This is a genomic window from Streptomyces sp. Edi4 (assembly GCF_040253615.1).
In the GTDB taxonomy this organism is placed as follows: Bacteria; Actinomycetota; Actinomycetes; order Streptomycetales; family Streptomycetaceae; genus Streptomyces.
Window position 1 is genome coordinate 6,843,317 of record NZ_JBEJGY010000004.1, and the last position, 15,700, is coordinate 6,859,016.

The 15,700-nt window shown below is 69.9% G+C and carries 14 protein-coding genes; 5 read left to right on the top strand and 9 right to left on the bottom strand.

Annotation, left to right across the window (positions count from 1 at the left end; genetic code table 11):
- Nucleotides 1-120: 120 nt before the first annotated feature.
- Nucleotides 121-1,119 (bottom strand): NAD-dependent epimerase/dehydratase family protein, encoded by a 999-nt coding sequence (locus tag ABR738_RS32840; protein ID WP_350233563.1) that lies wholly within the window; start codon nt 1,117-1,119, stop codon nt 121-123.
- A gap of 80 nt (nt 1,120-1,199) precedes the next feature.
- On the opposite strand from ABR738_RS32840, the gene ABR738_RS32845 reads away from it, so the two are divergent.
- On the top strand, nt 1,200-1,511 hold the full coding sequence (locus ABR738_RS32845) for a 4a-hydroxytetrahydrobiopterin dehydratase (RefSeq protein ID WP_350233564.1): 312 nt from the start codon (nt 1,200-1,202) through the stop codon (nt 1,509-1,511).
- 193 nt (nt 1,512-1,704) lie between these two features.
- Here ABR738_RS32845 and ABR738_RS32850 read toward each other — a convergent pair whose 3' ends face one another.
- From ABR738_RS32850 to ABR738_RS32865, 4 genes are all read right to left on the bottom strand, one after another.
- Nucleotides 1,705-3,090 carry a S53 family peptidase gene (locus ABR738_RS32850; RefSeq protein WP_350233565.1) on the bottom strand — a complete coding sequence of 462 codons (1,386 nt, stop codon included), beginning with the start codon at nt 3,088-3,090 and terminating at the stop codon, nt 1,705-1,707.
- Between the two features lie 257 nt (nt 3,091-3,347).
- Nucleotides 3,348-4,184, bottom strand: a complete 837-nt coding sequence (locus ABR738_RS32855; protein WP_350233566.1) for an aldo/keto reductase — start codon at nt 4,182-4,184, stop codon at nt 3,348-3,350.
- A 231-nt stretch (nt 4,185-4,415) separates the two neighbouring features.
- Nucleotides 4,416-6,215: an AMP-dependent synthetase/ligase gene (locus ABR738_RS32860; RefSeq protein WP_350233567.1), complete on the bottom strand. Its 1,800-nt coding sequence runs from the start codon at nt 6,213-6,215 to the stop codon at nt 4,416-4,418.
- A 376-nt stretch (nt 6,216-6,591) separates the two neighbouring features.
- A complete protein-coding gene (locus ABR738_RS32865; RefSeq protein ID WP_350233568.1) occupies nt 6,592-7,476 on the bottom strand; it encodes a LysR substrate-binding domain-containing protein in 885 nt (294 codons plus the stop codon).
- Nucleotides 7,477-7,666: 190 nt separating this feature from the next.
- Between ABR738_RS32865 and ABR738_RS32870 the strand changes: the two genes are divergently transcribed.
- The 3 genes from ABR738_RS32870 to ABR738_RS32880 all read left to right on the top strand — a co-directional run bounded on the left by ABR738_RS32870 (nt 7,667) and on the right by ABR738_RS32880 (nt 9,912).
- On the top strand, nt 7,667-8,788 hold the full coding sequence (locus tag ABR738_RS32870) for a bile acid:sodium symporter family protein (RefSeq protein ID WP_350233569.1): 1,122 nt from the start codon (nt 7,667-7,669) through the stop codon (nt 8,786-8,788).
- A 181-nt stretch (nt 8,789-8,969) separates the two neighbouring features.
- On the top strand, nt 8,970-9,503 hold the full coding sequence (locus ABR738_RS32875) for an isochorismatase family protein (RefSeq protein WP_350233570.1): 534 nt from the start codon (nt 8,970-8,972) through the stop codon (nt 9,501-9,503).
- A 4-nt stretch (nt 9,504-9,507) separates the two neighbouring features.
- Nucleotides 9,508-9,912: a (2Fe-2S) ferredoxin domain-containing protein gene (locus tag ABR738_RS32880; protein ID WP_350233571.1), complete on the top strand. Its 405-nt coding sequence runs from the start codon at nt 9,508-9,510 to the stop codon at nt 9,910-9,912.
- A gap of 142 nt (nt 9,913-10,054) precedes the next feature.
- Here the strand turns inward: ABR738_RS32880 and fdhD are convergent, their stop codons facing one another.
- Nucleotides 10,055-10,894, bottom strand: a complete 840-nt coding sequence (fdhD, locus tag ABR738_RS32885) for a formate dehydrogenase accessory sulfurtransferase FdhD (RefSeq protein WP_350233572.1) — start codon at nt 10,892-10,894, stop codon at nt 10,055-10,057.
- 482 nt (nt 10,895-11,376) lie between these two features.
- On the opposite strand from fdhD, the gene ABR738_RS32890 reads away from it, so the two are divergent.
- On the top strand, nt 11,377-12,315 hold the full coding sequence (locus tag ABR738_RS32890; RefSeq protein WP_350234846.1) for a beta-ketoacyl-ACP synthase III: 939 nt from the start codon (nt 11,377-11,379) through the stop codon (nt 12,313-12,315).
- A gap of 254 nt (nt 12,316-12,569) precedes the next feature.
- On the opposite strand, the gene ABR738_RS32895 is transcribed toward ABR738_RS32890, so the two are convergent.
- From ABR738_RS32895 to ABR738_RS32905, 3 genes are all read right to left on the bottom strand, one after another.
- The gene (locus ABR738_RS32895) at nt 12,570-13,496 is read right to left on the bottom strand and encodes a DUF6891 domain-containing protein (protein ID WP_350233573.1); all 927 of its coding nucleotides are present in this window, start codon (nt 13,494-13,496) and stop codon (nt 12,570-12,572) included.
- A gap of 190 nt (nt 13,497-13,686) precedes the next feature.
- Nucleotides 13,687-14,049 (bottom strand): hypothetical protein, encoded by a 363-nt coding sequence (locus ABR738_RS32900; protein WP_350233574.1) that lies wholly within the window; start codon nt 14,047-14,049, stop codon nt 13,687-13,689.
- Between the two features lie 205 nt (nt 14,050-14,254).
- Nucleotides 14,255-15,601, bottom strand: coding sequence for a DUF2254 domain-containing protein (locus tag ABR738_RS32905; protein ID WP_350233575.1), 1,347 nt, complete (start codon nt 15,599-15,601; stop codon nt 14,255-14,257).
- Nucleotides 15,602-15,700: the final 99 nt, after the last annotated feature.

The following is a 15,700-nucleotide window of genomic DNA, read 5'->3' on the forward strand; positions in this document are numbered from 1 at the left end:
CCCCCCCTCGCATACATGGGCATCTCCCGCACACCGCACACCGCACACCGCATCTCGCACGCCGCGCCCGCAGACCCGCCCCCACCGCGACGTCCCCACCGCGACGTGCCAACCACCTCGCTACCGCTGCGCCGCGGCGAACTCCGCCATCCCCTCCTCGAAGCCCACAGCCGGCTTCCAGCCCAGCTCACCGCGCAGTCGCGCCGAGTCCGCGGTGATGTGCCGTACGTCGCCGAGGCGGTACTCACCCGTCACCACCGGCTCGGGGCCGCCATGAGCCGAGGCGAGCGCGTTCGCCATCTCGCCCACGGTGTGCGGGGTCCCGCTGCCCGTGTTGTATGCGGTGAGCGCGCCCGGCTCCCGGCCTGAGAGCGCTTCCAGCGCCACCACGTTGGCGCCCGCCACGTCGCGTACGTGCACGAAGTCACGGCGCTGGCGGCCGTCCTCGAAGACGCGCGGCGCCTCACCGCGGGCCAGCGCCGAGCGGAAGAACGAGGCGACTCCGGCATAGGGCGTGTCACGCGGCATGCCGGGGCCGTACACATTGTGGTAGCGCAGGGACAGCGCCCTGCCGCCGGTCGCCCGCGCCCACGCGGCGGCCAGGTGCTCCTGCGCCAGCTTGGTCGTGGCGTACACGTTGCGCGGATCGACCGGCGCGTCCTCCGCGACCAGACCAGGGCTCAACTCGGCTTCGCAGTACGGGCATTGGGGCTCGAAGCGTCCGGCGTCGAGCCATTCGACCGGGCGCGGCCCGGGACGCACGACACCGTGCTCGGCGCACTCGTAGCGCCCTTCGCCGTAGACGACCATGGAGCCGGCGAGTACCAGTTCACGCACCCCGGCCGCGGCCATCGCGGTGAGCAGCACGGCGGTGCCGAGATCGTTGCAGCTGACGTATTCAGGGGCGTCACCGAAACCGGTGCCGAGCCCGACCATCGCGGCCTGATGGCACACCGCGTCCATTCCGCGCAGGGCCGCCGCGACGATCTCCGGGTCGCGAACGTCGTCCTGTGGTCGGACCGCCCGGTCCAGGACGAACGGCTCATGGCCGTGCGCGGCGAGCGCTGTGACAATGTGCGAGCCGATGAAGCCCGCGCCTCCCGTGACAAGTACACGCATAGGGGAGACGCTACGGACAGGGAGCCTCCGCGTCACTGCTCCACTCCGCCATGTCACCACCCCGTAAGGAGTATCCGGTCATGTCCCTTGAGCCGCTGTCGCAGAAGGATGTCGAGGACCGGCTGCGGGAGCTGCCCGGCTGGTCGCTGTCGCAGGACCACGACCGGATCTCCCGAAGCTACCGCCTCGCCGGACACTTCGCCGCGACCGCCATGGTCGTCCACATCGCCCAGATCCAGGAAGAGCTGAACCACCACAGCGACCTGACCCTCGGCTACAACACGGTCGCCCTGTCGGTGAACACCCACGACGCCGGGGGCGCCCTCACCGAGCTGGACTTCCGGCTCGCCCACCGCGTCGAGGAAATCGCTCTCAACCACGGAGCGGAGTAACGACCGCGTTGCTCGCCGGGATGAGGTCAACGCGTGAGGTCAAGGCCTGAGGTCGACGCACACGGTTCGCGCGCGCGGCCGACGCACCTGGCCCGCACACCCGTACCCACCCGGCCCGCATACCCCGCCCCCGCGCGGACGCCGCCACCCGTACAGCGCGGGCGGCGGCGTCTCATGCTGTGATGCGGTGCCGTCAGTGGTTGTGGCGGCTCTCGCGGGCCAGCGCGGTCACGAAGTGGGCGGCGTCGATGGTGCCGACGCCGGTCGCCATGTCGTAACCCTTGACCGCGGTGTACCCGGTGACACCGGCGTAGCTGTTGTTCGTGCCGTCCTTGACGTCCACGAGGCCGGAGCCCGGCTTGTACCCCTCGTGCTTGTAGAGGGAGTACAGGGCGTCGTTGATGTTGCCGAGGCGGTGCCCGGCGGCCTGGTCGGCGAGGGCGACGATGCCCGAGAACAGGGGGCTCGCCTCGCTCGTACCACCGGAGACGTCCCAGCCGACGGAGGTCGGGTCGTAGCTGGAGTACACCCAGGCACCGCCGTTGACCGCGGCCGACATCGAGATGTCGGGGGTACCGCGGCGGTTGCCGACGGCGCCGCGCACACCGTTCTGGAAGGACGGGCGCTGGAAGACGTGCGACTGCCCGCCGCCGCCCGCGCCGTTGTCGTTGTAAACGCTCTCAGGGCTGGTGCGGTTGCCCTTGTCGTCGAGGTGCAGCTGGGTGCCACCGATCGAGGTGACCAGCGGGTCCGAGGAGGGCCAGGAGTTGACGCGCTCCTTGTAGTACCCGGAGCCGTCCGCGGTGTTGTCGGTCGCGCCGCCGTCACCGGAGGAGGCCAGTACGGTCACGCCGTGCGCCTGCGCGTCCTTGAACGCGTACCGCAGCTTCTGGATGCTGGAGAAGTCGCCCTTGTCGAAGCCCGGGAACGTGTTCTCCGTGGCGCCGAAGCTCTGCGTGATGACGTCACCGATGCCGTGGTCGATGAGGTGCTTCTCGGCGTCCATCATCTCGGGCAGGCCGGTGACACCCTCGGTCTCCGCGACCGCGGTCTCCACCAGGACGATCTTCGCGTCGGGGGCGACCGCGTGCGCCATCTCGACGTCGAGCGTGGACTCACCGGCCCAGCCGGTCATGTCCTTGTTCTTCGGGTCCCACTTGGGAACGTTGCCCCACTTGACGACGTCGACCTTGCTGCTGGGAATGCCGTACTGCTTGCTGTACACGTCCAGGTCGTGCTGGATGGTCGGCGAGCCGAACGAGTCCACGATCACGATCGTGCGGCCCTTGCCCGTGATGCCGGCCTTGTAGAGCGGGTTCAGGTTGTACGCCTGGCGGTACTGCAACGGGCCGTAGCACGCGATCTTCCACTTCGCCTGGCACTCTTCGCTGCTGAGCGGGCCGCTGGTCGAGTGGGCGAGCTGGTGCCCGGCGATCGCCGGGACGGGCTTCACCTGCGGGGCGGCAGGTGCGGCGGTGGCGGACCCGGACAGCGGGGTCGCTATCATCGCGGCCGCGGCGAGGGCGGTGGCCCCAACTGTCGCTGCTGCGGTACGAGTCCGGGGGCGGGCTATGCGCATGAATACTCCCTGAGTGGGGGTCGAGCCGCGCGGGGCGGTCTTCGCGATCCCATCGGGAAGGTCATGCGCAGGACAAGAGTGTTTGTCGCTTGATGTCGAACGCTTTGCCTGGCTGGGGCACTTAAATGAACATTCTTGGTTGGTAGCTGACCAACCAAGTGGGAAAAACGACAAAAGGGGTGACGCTCGACGGAGGTCGGCGGCACCCCTTCTGTCACGTGGCGATCAGGAGATCGCCACGATCAATACGTGTCCGATCAGGCGCCCAGGTTGAACTCGGACGGGTTCGGACCCAGCCGCTTGCCCTCGTCGAGGGCGGCCAGCGCGGCGAGGTCGTCGGCGTCCAGCTCGAAGCCGAAGACGTCGATGTTCTCCTTGATCCGCGAGGGCGTCACGGACTTCGGGATGACGACATTGCCGATCTGAAGGTGCCAGCGGAGCACCACCTGCGCCGCGGTACGGCCGTGCTTCCGCGCGATCGCGACCACGGTCGGCACTTCGAGCAGCCCGCGGCCCTGGCCGAGCGGCGACCACGCCTCGGTCGCGATGGAGTGCTTGGCGTGCAGGGCACGCGACTCGGCCTGGGCGAGCTGCGGGTGCAGCTCGATCTGGTTGACGGCCGGGACCACGGAGGTCTCGCCGAGCAGCCGCTCCAGGTGCGCGGGCTGGAAGTTGGAGACACCGATCGCCTTGGCGCGGCCGTCCGCCAGGATCTTCTCGAACGCCTTGTACGTGTCGACGTACGCGTCCTTGGCCGGCACCGGCCAGTGGATGAGGTACAGGTCGACGTAGTCCAGGCCCAGCTTGTCGAGCGAGGCGTCGAAGGCGCGCAGGGTCGAGTCGTAACCCTGCTCGCTGTTCCACAGCTTCGTCGTGACGAAGAGGTCTTCGCGGGCGACCCCCGACGCGGCGACGGCCTTGCCGGTACCCCGTTCGTTCTCGTAGATCGCGGCGGTGTCGATGCTCCGGTACCCGGACTCGATCGCCGTCGCGACCGCCTTGGCGGCCTCGTCGTCCGGCACCTGCCAGACGCCGAAACCGAGCTGCGGCATTTCGACGCCGTTGTTGAGGGTGATGGAGGGGACCTTGCTCACGAGCGGTCGATCCTTTGCGTCGTCGGTTGGTACTCACATCGTCAACGAACGGGCGGAACCGCGCATTCCCGGTACACCCACCGGATCGCATCTGACCTGCGGCTCCATGGCTCGTGACGCGTTCTTGGGGCTTTCCCGACGCGTCCTCCAGGGGGGCGTGCCCACTCCTGCCCCTGGTTGTCCCTGACCGGTGGCTCCGATGAGAGCGCGATCAAGTCCGTCAACCCGCACTCATCGGTACAACGCGTCCACTTCGGCCCCGTACGCGTCCTCGATCGCCCGGCGTTTGAGCTTCAGGGACGGGGTGAGGAGGCCGTGTTCCTCCGTGAACTGATGGGCCAGGATGCGGAAGGTCCGGATCGACTCCGCCTGGGAGACCAAGGTGTTGGCGGCGACCACGGCCCGGCGCACCTCGGTCTCCAGATCCGGGTCGCGCACCAGCTCGGACGCGGTGAGTGAGGGCTTGCCCCGCACGGCAAGCCAGTGGTCCACGCCCTCCTGGTCGAGGGTGACGAGCGCCGCGATGTAGGGGCGGTCGTTGCCGACCACGATGCACTGCGCGACCAGGGGATGCGCCCGCACGCGTTCCTCCAGGGCGACAGGAGAGACGCTTTTGCCGCCGGAGGTCACCAGGATCTCCTTCTTGCGCCCGGTGATGGTGAGGTAGCCGTCCTCGTCGAGGGCCCCGATGTCACCGGTCGCCAGCCAGCCCTCCCTCAGAACCGCCTCGGTGGCCTTGGGTTCGTTGAGATAGCAGGAGAACACCTGGCCGCCGTGGATCCACACCTCCCCGTCGTCGGCGATGTGCACCGTCGTGCCGGGAATGGGCTGCCCCACCGTGCCGTAACGCGTCCGCTCGGGGGGATTGGCGGTCGCGGCCGCGGTCGACTCGGTCAGGCCGTACCCCTCATACACCGTGACGCCCGCGCCCTCGAAGAACAGGCCGAGCCGGCGGCCCATGCTGGAGCCGCCGGACATGGCGTGCCGCACCCGTCCGCCCATCGCCTCGCGGACCTTGGCGTACACCGTCTTCTCGAAGAACTGGTGCTGCATCCGCAGTGCCGCCGACGGCCCGGGGCCCAGGCCGAACGCCTTCTGCTCGACGGCCTCCGCGTACTTGACGGCGATGTCCACGGATTTGTCGAAGGGCCCCGTCTTCCCGTCGGCCTCGGCTCTGCGACGGGCCGCGTTGAAAACCTTCTCGAAGATGTAGGGGACGGCCAGGATGAAGGTCGGCCGGAACGACTGGAGATCGGGCAGCAGAGCGGAGGCCGACAGGGCCGGCTGGTGGCCGAGTTTGACGCGGCCCCGGACCGCCGCGATCTCCACCATCCGCCCGAAGACGTGGGCCAGCGGCAGGAACAGCAGGGTGGACGCCTCGTCGCCGGGCCGGGAGTGGAACACCGGCTCCCAGCGGGAGATCAGCATGTCCGTCTCGAACATGAAGTTGGCGTGTGTGATGACGCACCCTTTGGGCCGGCCCGTGGTCCCCGACGTATAGATCACGGTCGCCACCGACTCGGGTGTGACGGCCCGCCGGTGCCGGTGGACGACCTCGTCGTCGATGGCCTCACCCGCTCTGAGGAGGGCTGAGAGCGCTCCCGTGTCCAGCTGCCACAGGCGTTTGAGATGTGGGAGGCGGTCGACGACGGAGCCGATCGTCATCGAGTGGTCCTCATGCTCCACGACGCACGCGGTCGCCTCGGAGTCGTGCAGCATCCAGAAGACCTGCTCGGCCGACGACGTGGGGTAGATCGGCACGGGCTGCGCGCCGATGCTCCAGAGCGCGAAGTCGAAGAGCGTCCACTCGTACCGGGTACGCGCCATGATGGCGACCCGGTCCCCGAACCGGACGCCGTCCGCGATCAGTCCCTTGGCGAGCGCGAACACCTCGTCCCTGAACACGGCAGCCGTCACATCCCGCCACTGGCCGGATTCGTCCTTGCGGCACAGTGCGACGCGGTGCGGATCGTCGAGGGCGTGGTCGAAGACGGCGTCCGCAAGGCCGCCCACCTGAGGCGGTGTCGCCATGGGTGGGACCGTGAACTCGCGCAATGACCTGCCTCCCTCCGGGGTGGCCACTCCCGGTGGCGCTCCGCACAGCGCGGTGACCGTACCCCACGCGCAGTTTCGGTGACAGGGGTCTTCTACGCGTCGAGACATACGACGTCTTCACAGGTCAGCGGCTGAAACAGGCCCACATGGGGACCCCTCGGACACTCAGCTGACTCAAAGGAAGGCTCTGCGGAAAGCAATCTCCACGGAATCTGTACGCTCCGGTCACCCCCGCCCCACGCTGCGTCCCCTGTTGGTACGGACCGCACTCCGTCGTCGCAGGCCCGGGCGTCCCGAGCGGCCGAGCGACGCCGAGGGCGTCTCATGCGACCGCACGCGGGCAGGACGATCTTCAGCCAGTGGCGTGGCCCGGGTGCCCCCGGTGCAGCCGGTCGCCGCCCGCGAGGATCGCCGAAGCCAGAGCGCCCGCCGCGTCCTGCGCTGCCGAGCCGCGCCGATTGTGGAGCAGGACGAAGTCGACCGCGCCGAGTTCCGGCAGGCCGCAGCGGGCTGAGAGCGCTTCCAGGCCGGGCGGGATCAGTCCCCGGGTGTGTGCCATCACGCCGAGCCCCGCGCGAGCCGCCGCCATCAGGCCGCTGAGGCTGCCGCTCGTACAGGCGATGCGCCAGGAACGCCCGTGATCCTCGAGGACTTCGAGCGCGCGGGCCCGGGTGATGCCGGGCGGCGGGAAGAGGATCAGCGGAACGGGCCGCCCCGCGTCGAGCCGCAGCCCCGGCGCCCCGATCCAGCACAGCTCGTCCGTCCACACCAGTTCGCCATGGCTGTCGCCCGGCCGCCGCTTGGCGAGCACCAGATCGAGCCGGCCCGCTTCGAGCCGCCGGTGCAGGGTCCCGGACAGCTCGACGGTGAGTTCCAGATCGACCTCGGGGTGCTCGCGGCGGAAGGCCTGGAGGATTTCCGGCAACCGCGTCAGGACGAAGTCCTCGGATGCGCCGAACCGCAGCCGGCCACGCAGTCGTGTCCCCGTGAAGTAGTGGGCGGCCCGTTCGTGCGCGGTCAGGATCGTCCGCGCGAAACCGAGCATGGCCTCACCGTCCTCCGTCAGACGCACGCTGTGCGTGTCCCGGCTGAACAGCGGCCGCCCCGCCGCGCCCTCCAGACGCCGCACATGTTGGCTGACCGTCGACTGCCGCACCCCGAGGCGCCGCGCGGCCTGGGTGAAGTTCAACGTCTGGGCGACGGCGAGGAACGTCCGCAACTGGTTCGCGTCGTACATGCCCTCCACCGTAGCCGGGCTCCATCGCGATGTGTGATGACAGTGAGAGCGGTGTACGGGATTCCCGATCACCCGCCCGGGAGGGACCATGAGGCAGGTCCACGCCCCCGGCCGGCCCCCCGCACGTCGGTACGAGGCCCGGCCCCGTACCTCCCCTGTCCTGTCCTGCCCGAGCACGTGAGTGGAGCACATGAGCCGCCGCACCCCGAGACTGCCGTCCTGGCTGCCGATCGACCCCTACATACTGGCGCTGCTCGGCACCGTGGGGCTCGCCGCGCTGCTGCCTGCCTCGGGATCCGCCGCGCCCGTCGCGAACGGGGCCTCGACCGGAGCCGTCGCGCTCCTGTTCTTCCTGTACGGAGCCCGGCTCTCGACCCGTGAGGCGGTGGCGGGGCTGCGCCACTGGCGTCTCCACGTCACCGTGCTCGTCTGCACCTTCGTGTTGTTCCCGCTGCTCGGTCTGGCGGCGAAGGGGCTCGTTCCGCTCGTCCTGACGCCGGATCTCGCCAACGGTCTGCTCTTCCTTTGTCTGGTGCCCTCGACGATCCAGTCGTCGATCGCGTTCACCTCCATCGCCCGTGGCAATGTGCCGGCGGCGATCTGCGCGGGCTCGTTCTCCAGCGTCGCCGGGATCGTGATCACCCCGCTCCTCGCGGCGGGACTGCTCGGCGGCAGTCGGGAAGCGCTCTCAACGGACTCGTTCCTGGGGATCGTCCTCCAGCTTCTGGTGCCGTTCCTGGCGGGGCAGATCCTGCGCCGCTGGGTCGGGGATTTCCTCGTCCGGCACAAGCGCGTTCTCGGATACGTCGATCGTGGCTCGATCCTGCTCGTGGTGTACAGCGCGTTCAGCGAGGGCATGGTCCGAGGGATCTGGCACCAGGTCAGCGTGGGCCGTCTCGCCGCGCTGCTCGCGGTCGAGGCCGTACTCCTGTCGGTGATGCTCCTGGCCACCTGGTACGGGGCGAAGCGGCTGGGATTCGACTGGGGCGACCGCATCGCGATCCAGTTCGCCGGGTCGAAGAAGAGCCTGGCTGCCGGGCTTCCCATGGCCAGCGTGCTGTTCGGTGCCCAGGCCTCTCTGGCCGTGCTGCCACTGATGCTCTTCCACCAGATGCAGCTGATGGTGTGCGCCGTGCTTGCCAAGCGCCGCGCCCGCGATCCGCTGCCCGCACGGGGGACGGACCCGGACCAGGAGGGGCCCGGCCGCCCCGGGCCCGGCCGCGCTCGGCCCGACCAGCCTTGGCCTGCGCGGCCACGGCAGCAGGGCCCGCCGGCTCCGCAACGTCGGCCCGGCCCCTCAAAGCTGGCCTAGCTCCTCAAGACCGGCTCGTACCCTTTACCGCCGGATCTCCGCCGGATCCCCGCCGCCCCCGGCACGTCAGGCTCGGCGCTGGCTTGGACGGTAGTCACGGGAACGGGACAGCTCGGTCCTGGGTGGCCGGAACGGGTCCCCGCCGGACGGGCTAGATCATCGGGGCCGGTACGGTGCCGCCATGACCGCACTCGAAGGCGAGCCCGCCAGTCTCGACCCCGCGCGCACCGCGCTCGTCCTCGTCGATCTCATGGACCGCATCGCGGCGCTGCCGCTTGCGCCCCGCTCGGGCGACCAAGTGGTGGCCGCAGCAGGCGAGTTGGCGCGAAAGTTCCGCGCTGCGGGCGCCATCGTCGTACTCGTGCGGGTCGAACGCCCGGGCGCGGTCACGCAACCGCCCGGCAGCGATCTGGTCGCGGGCCTCGTAGGGGAGGGCGACCTGGTCGTCGTGAAGCGTACCGTCGGCGGCTTTCACCAGACCGGCCTGCATGAAATGCTGGCCGAACGCGGAGTCCGCACCCTCGTGTTCGGGGGGATCGCCACCAATCTCGGAGTCGAGTCGACGGCCCGCGCGGCCGCCGACCACGGTTACAAGCTGCTGTTCATCGAGGACGCCATGGCGGCGCTGACCGAGGACGAGCACCGTGCCGCGATCGCTCTCAACTTCCCCCGCCTGGGCACGGTCGTCACCGCCTCGGCTCTCGGATTCGGCTGAGGACATGCCCAAGTTCACGATATCCGCGGCCGGTTCGCGCCCCTGCACTCTCGTCGTCTGCCGTGGCTGCTGTTGCGGGGACGCTCGTAAGACCCCCGGTACCGACCATGCCCGCCAGCTGGACCGGCTGCGTACCGCGGCCGCTGCATCCGGTGGCCGGATCGCCGTGCGCACCACCGACTGCCTCGGCCCCTGCGGCCAGGCCAACGTCATCGTGGTGCAGCCTTCGGGCCGGGCCCGCCAGCGGGGCGCCCGTGCGACGTGGATCGGCTGGGTACTCGACGACGACGCCACCGACGACATCCTGGCCTGGGCCGAACAGGGCGGCCCCGGCGTCGCGGAGCCCCCGGCCACGCTCGCCCTACAGATGATTCCGGCGCCGTCCGACGCGCGCAGGCGAGCCCGCTGAGAGCGCTCTCAATCCGCCGGTCGACCGCCGACCGGCCTACCGCCGCCCGGCTGGCCGGCCCGCAGTCCGGCCGACCAGTCCGCTGACCGGCCGGCCAGTCCGCCGACCGGCCGGCCAGTTCGCTGTCCGCTCGGGGGCGGGGTCAGACCTCTGACCGCAGGGCGATGCGTTCGTCCCCCGCGTACACGTTCATGGAGCTGCCCCGCAGGAAGCCCACCAGGGTCAGCCCGGACTCAGAGGCCAGGTCGACGGCGAGCGAGGACGGCGCCGAGACCGCAGCCAGGACCGGGATGCCCGCCATGACCGCCTTCTGGGCGAGTTCGAAGGAGGCCCGTCCCGAGACCAACAGGACGCACCGGGAGAGCGGCAGCCGGTCGTCCTGGAGAGCGCGTCCAATCAGTTTGTCGACCGCGTTGTGGCGGCCGACGTCCTCGCGTATGTCGAGAAGTTCCCCCTCCGGGGAGAACAGCGCCGCCGCGTGCAGACCACCGGTGCGGTCGAAGACGCGCTGCTCCGCGCGCAGCCGGTCGGGCAGCTTCGCGAGCAATTCGGGCTCGATCCGCACGGGGGGAGTGTCGGCGATGGGGAAGCGGGCCTGCGTGCGGACGGCGTCCAGGCTGGCCTTGCCGCACAGACCGCACGACGAGGTGGTGTACACATTGCGTTCGAGGGTGATGTCCGGCACGGCGACGCCCGGGGCGAGGCGCACGTCGACCACGTTGTAGGTGTTGTGCCCGTCGGCGGTCGCGCCCGCGCAGTACACGATCGACTGGAGCTCGGAGGCGGCACCGAGCACCCCCTCGCTGACCAGGAAACCGGCCGCGAGCGCGAAGTCGTCGCCCGGTGTACGCATGGTGATCGCGAGTGGCTTGCCGTTGAGGCGGATCTCCAGGGGCTCCTCGGCTACCAGGGTGTCCGCGCGGGTTGAGACCACCCCGTCCCGGATGCGGATGACGCGGCGGCGTTCGGTGACCCGTCCCATGCCCTCAGTCCCTCAGTCGCTCAGTCGCTCTGGCCCGGCCCGGTCTCGTCACCCGGTCGGTCTTGTGTGACGCGCTCATTGTCCTGCACATGGAGGACGAGGTCGTCGTCGAGGCCACAGGGGGCACCAGGCCCCATGGTGTGAGCTCCCGAGGCGCGAGCCGTCGTGCGCGGGCCCCCCAGGGCGCGAGGCCTCATGGCGTCAGCCACGCTCCGGATCCTTCGCCGCGCCGCAGAGATGACGCCGCAGAGATGACTCGCGCCGCAGCGGTGACTACAGAGATGACTACAGTGTGCGACTCCTCGAGCCGAGGCGGGCCGCGCGTACTCCATGGAGGCGAAACGCTGACACAAGGCTCCAAAGGTGCGGCAGTGAATCCTGTGGGATCTCGCGCCCCTGTACCGATCAGTAGCCACGAAGACTGGATGGCTCCGGATGTTCAGCACTGAATGCTCGTATCGAGGGGATCCGCCATGACCGGCATGCGAGGCTCGCGCGTTGTCGCGGTCGGGCACTATCAGCCCGCCAAGGTGCTCACCAATGACGACCTCGCCGAACTGGTCGACACCAGCGACGAATGGATCAGCAGCCGGGTCGGCATCCGTACCCGCCACGTCGCGGGTCCCGACGAGCCCGTGGACGAGCTGGCCGCGCACGCGGCCGCGAAGGCGCTGGCCGGCGCCGGCCTGACCCCCGCCGACATCGACCTGGTCCTGGTCGCGACCTCCACGGCGCTCGACCGCTCGCCGAACACGGCGGCCCGAGTGGCCGCCCGGCTCGGCATGGGCTCACCCGCCGTGATGGACCTCAACGTCGTGTGCGCCGGCTTCACCCACGCGCTCGCCACCGCCGACAGCCTGGTGCGCACCGGTACGGCGACGCGCGCGCTGGTGATCGGCGCGGACAGCATGACGGCGGTGACCGACTGGACCGACCGCAGCACCTGCGTCCTGGTCGGCGACGGAGCCGGAGCCGTGGTGATCGAGGCGAGCGAAGATGCCCTGATCGGACCGGTGCTGTGGGGTTCGGTGCCCGAGATGGGGCATGCGGTACGCATCGAGGGCAGCCCGCCGGTGTTCGCGCAGGAGGGCCAGTCCGTGTATCGCTGGGCCACCACGCAGCTGCCGCCCATCGCCCGCCAGGTGTGCGAGCGCGCGGGGCTCACGCCCGAGGAGCTGGCCGCCGTCGTGCTGCACCAGGCGAACCTGCGCATCATCGAACCCGTCGCGCGCAAGATCGGCGCCGTCAACGCGGTGGTCGCCCGCGATGTCGTCGAGTCCGGGAACACCTCGGCGGCCAGCATTCCGATGGCCCTGTCGAAACTGGTCGAGCGCGGCGAGATCAGCACCGGCGACCCGGTCCTGCTGTTCGGCTTCGGCGGCAATCTGTCGTACGCGGGACAGGTCGTACGCTGCCCGTGACGAGGCGGTGACGGCCTTCTCGGTTTCGTCCAGGGTGACGCCGTCCAAGCGCGAGGCCGCGTACGGCGTGAGGGCGGCTGGCGCGCGGGGCGCCCGGCTCCGGGCGAAGAACGGCATCGGGAGGGACGGGTCCCGCCAGCCCCGCTCGACCTGGCCATGACAGGCCCGGGGGCCCAAGTCGATGGTCCCTCCGCCCGCGCGGGAGCGAGGGCATGAGCCCGTGACGTCCTGCTCGGCGCCGCAGGTCGCCCGCCTCAACCCACCAACCGCTTGCGCCAGTTCAGCGGCGCGACCGTGATGGTCTGCCCGGGATCGCCGTCCCACTCCACCGACAGGCCGCACTTCTCAAGCGCCGCCACCACCTCCCGACCGACGGACGCGGTGGTGCGCTCCGAGCCGTCGAACCCCCCGTACATCAACGTCAGTCCGTGCCCCGAGGCGGCCGTGTCGGTCGACTGGGAGTGGAAATAGACGAAGCCACGGGCCTCGGGCGAGCCCGCGCCGCCTATCTCCGCCTGGCCGCACGAGCGGCAACAGGTGAAGTTCTCCCGGGCGGTGAGGCCTGCCGCCTCCAGGGCGGCGAAGGCGCGGGTGATCCGCTCCGGGTCGCTCTCCTCCTCTTCGTCGTCCCAGTTCGCCTGCTCCGCGACCCGCTCGAGCCAGAGGCGGTCCGCCAACTGCCGTGCCTGCTCCGGCGAAACGGGCCGGACGTCACCGGAGACGAGGTGGTCCTCCGCCAGCCCGGCCAGCTGCGCCCGGGTCGCGTAACCGCCCGCGATGACCTCACGGATTCGGGTTTCCAGGAGCGCGCTGTCGTCCGCGCCGAGATCCAACGGCGGTATGTCGGCCGGGGGTTCGAAATCCAGTCGCTCCCAGCGCATCCCGGCGTTCCAGTCCGCCGTCCGCCGAGCCCACGCGGTCATGGCCGCTATCACCGGCTCCGCCGTGTCGAGCAGCGTACGGAAGTGCCGGTCGGCCGACCCGTCCCGGTACTCCAGCGTGTACTCGCCACCCGCCTCGTGCCACACCTGAACGAAGAAGTCGGGCAGGTCAGGTATCGGCTGCACCACCAGGAACCGATTGTCCTCGCCCCCGATCCGGCGGACCAGATCGGCCAACGCCTCGGCGGTGACCCGGCTGTGCCGACGCCCGTTCTCCGTATCGACTGTGATCGCAAGCATGCTGTCGACTCTCGCACAGGCCACTGACAATGCGCGGGGTAGCCTGCGGGCCTCATGCGGGCCTCATGCGGGCTGGGCACAGCTTCATGCGAGACCGCAGTTGAAGCGGGAGGGCAGTTCCAGCAGAAAGCAGCAGTTCAAGCGGGGCGGGCGTGCAAGCAGGAGGGGCGGTCAAGCGGGGCCGGGCAGTTCATCCGGCCGGTGTCAGCCAGCGCTGGGCGGCCTCCACGCTGTCGCCCCCGCTGGTGTTGAACGCGATCGCGGAGTCCGGGGCGTGCCGGCGTACCAGGTTCACGACCAGCTCGAAGAACGTGAGCAGAGGCTCCGGCTTACGAATGCCCCCGCCGATCACGACTACGTCCCAGGCCCGCTCGCTCAACGCGGCGACCACCGTGGGTTCGGCCGTCTCGTCCAGCGTGATGAACGCCATGGACGCCTGGATTCCGTGCGTCCCGAAACGGGCGAGTTCGTTGTCGAGGGCCGAACGAAGGGCGTCGCCGTCCATCCCGGGAACGGCGTGCGGGTCGATACCGAGTACGAGTGCTGTGGGCATGCCATGGAGGACGATCTTGCGTCAGCGCCGGTTCCGGTCCTGGGGAGGCGGCTGCCGGGGCAACTGTGACGTGGGCGTGCGGCGTCGGAGATGCCCGGATGCCCGGAGTTGGGCGGCAGTGAGAGCGCTTTCACCCTGGATCCGGGGTCTGGGCCGGCCGTGACGGCTCGATGAACGAGGACGCCCTACTCACCGGCGCGCTGAGTCACCCGATTCCCTGCCGGTCCGGTTCCAGGGCGAAGGTGCGCTCGGCTGCCTCCGGTACTGCCGACGTGACCGCTTGGACGAGAAGTTCGCGGTGGCGCAGCAGTGGCCGGCGTCGTGATGGCGGAACGATCCGGAGCAGATCGTCCAGGCCCGCCAGGATGCGGCGGGTGACCTGGGGGCTGCCCACCGCGCAGAGCCGGATCTCGGCGAAGGCGAGATCGACCACGTCGGCCCAGTCGGGTACGTCCTGGACGAGCCGGACCGTGCCCTTGGCGTCGGGATGCCCGACCGCCCCGAGCGGCCGGTCCGCGAGGGCGGTGAGCAGTTGGAGGATCCGGTCGAGGCACTGGACGGCGGTGGTGGGGTCGTTCACCGCGGCCGAGAGCGCTCTCAGGCCGATGTCGCAGAGCTGTCGGAGCCCGAACCCCAGATCCTGATGGAACGTGCGCTCCACACCGACCGACACGGTGCGGCGCAACGCGGTTCGCGGGAACACCTTGCTCCCGTCCGCGCCGTGCACCGAGAGGAGAGGGGTTCCCGGCACCACGAAGTCGCCGATCCGGGGGAGCAGCCGCAGCACCACGCCGTGGCGTCGCGCCACCCGGACCAGGCGTGCGATGTTCACGTCCCGCAGGACCCCGGCCCGCCCCTCGTACCCGACGCGGGCGAACTCGGGGCCGGGGTCGAACCCGTCGAGGTCGCCGCACGGCATCTTGTTCACGACCCGCAGCGCCTCGCCGGTGATCCGCTCGACGACGTACCCGGCCCGCATGAGTCGCAGCGTGGAGTTCACGTACGCGATGAAGAGGAAGAGGCTGAGCGCGACCATCATCAGCGTCAGGACGCTCTGAACGAACGGGACGGTCGTCACCAGACGCGGATCGCTCTCGCTGTCGAACGAGGTCAGCACGAGCAGCGTCAGTGTGAAGGTCGCGAGGAACACGGCGAACGTCAGCTTGGTGATGCGGGACCGTACGAAGATCCGGACCACGCGGGGCGTGAAGTGGCCGCTCGCCATTTGAACCGCCACCAGCGAAATGCTGAACACGACGCCGATGAAGGTCATCATCGCCGAGCTGACCGTGTTGATCACGGACTTGGCGTCGTTCACGATCCGGATGAGGTTGTCGACGTCGTCGAAGTCCTGGTGGTCCTGGAGCAGCCGGACGATGGCCGCGTCGGCTTCGCTCGCGGCGGCCCACACGACGAAGATCAGCACCATGGCCGCGGTCGGCGCGAACCAGTAGGTGTCGCGCAGATGCTCCCGCAACGGTGAGAGCGCTCTCGGCCGCCGGTATCCCGTGCCCTTGCGCTCGCCCGTGCCCGTGCCCTTGCCCTTGCTCACGCGGCGAGGCTAGGGCCGGCCCGCACGGCCGAGGACGTCGCGCCGCCGTGTGGTCCCCCAGGCGTACACACATTGGTCCTCACGGCGTACGCATACGGA

Excerpts from the sequence above, each read along its gene's own strand:
- ABR738_RS32840 (WP_350233563.1), bottom strand. The coding sequence starts at position 1,119 with ATGCGTGTACTTGTCACGGGAGGCGCGGGCTTCATCGGCTCGCACATT.
- ABR738_RS32845 (WP_350233564.1), top strand. The coding sequence starts at position 1,200 with ATGTCCCTTGAGCCGCTGTCGCAGAAGGATGTCGAGGACCGGCTGCGG.
- ABR738_RS32850 (WP_350233565.1), bottom strand. The coding sequence starts at position 3,090 with ATGCGCATAGCCCGCCCCCGGACTCGTACCGCAGCAGCGACAGTTGGG.
- ABR738_RS32860 (WP_350233567.1), bottom strand. The coding sequence starts at position 6,215 with ATGGCGACACCGCCTCAGGTGGGCGGCCTTGCGGACGCCGTCTTCGAC.
- ABR738_RS32865 (WP_350233568.1), bottom strand. The coding sequence starts at position 7,476 with ATGTACGACGCGAACCAGTTGCGGACGTTCCTCGCCGTCGCCCAGACG.
- ABR738_RS32870 (WP_350233569.1), top strand. The coding sequence starts at position 7,667 with ATGAGCCGCCGCACCCCGAGACTGCCGTCCTGGCTGCCGATCGACCCC.
- ABR738_RS32875 (WP_350233570.1), top strand. The coding sequence starts at position 8,970 with ATGACCGCACTCGAAGGCGAGCCCGCCAGTCTCGACCCCGCGCGCACC.
- ABR738_RS32880 (WP_350233571.1), top strand. The coding sequence starts at position 9,508 with ATGCCCAAGTTCACGATATCCGCGGCCGGTTCGCGCCCCTGCACTCTC.
- fdhD (WP_350233572.1), bottom strand. The coding sequence starts at position 10,894 with ATGGGACGGGTCACCGAACGCCGCCGCGTCATCCGCATCCGGGACGGG.
- ABR738_RS32890 (WP_350234846.1), top strand. The coding sequence starts at position 11,377 with ATGCGAGGCTCGCGCGTTGTCGCGGTCGGGCACTATCAGCCCGCCAAG.
- ABR738_RS32895 (WP_350233573.1), bottom strand. The coding sequence starts at position 13,496 with ATGCTTGCGATCACAGTCGATACGGAGAACGGGCGTCGGCACAGCCGG.
- ABR738_RS32900 (WP_350233574.1), bottom strand. The coding sequence starts at position 14,049 with ATGCCCACAGCACTCGTACTCGGTATCGACCCGCACGCCGTTCCCGGG.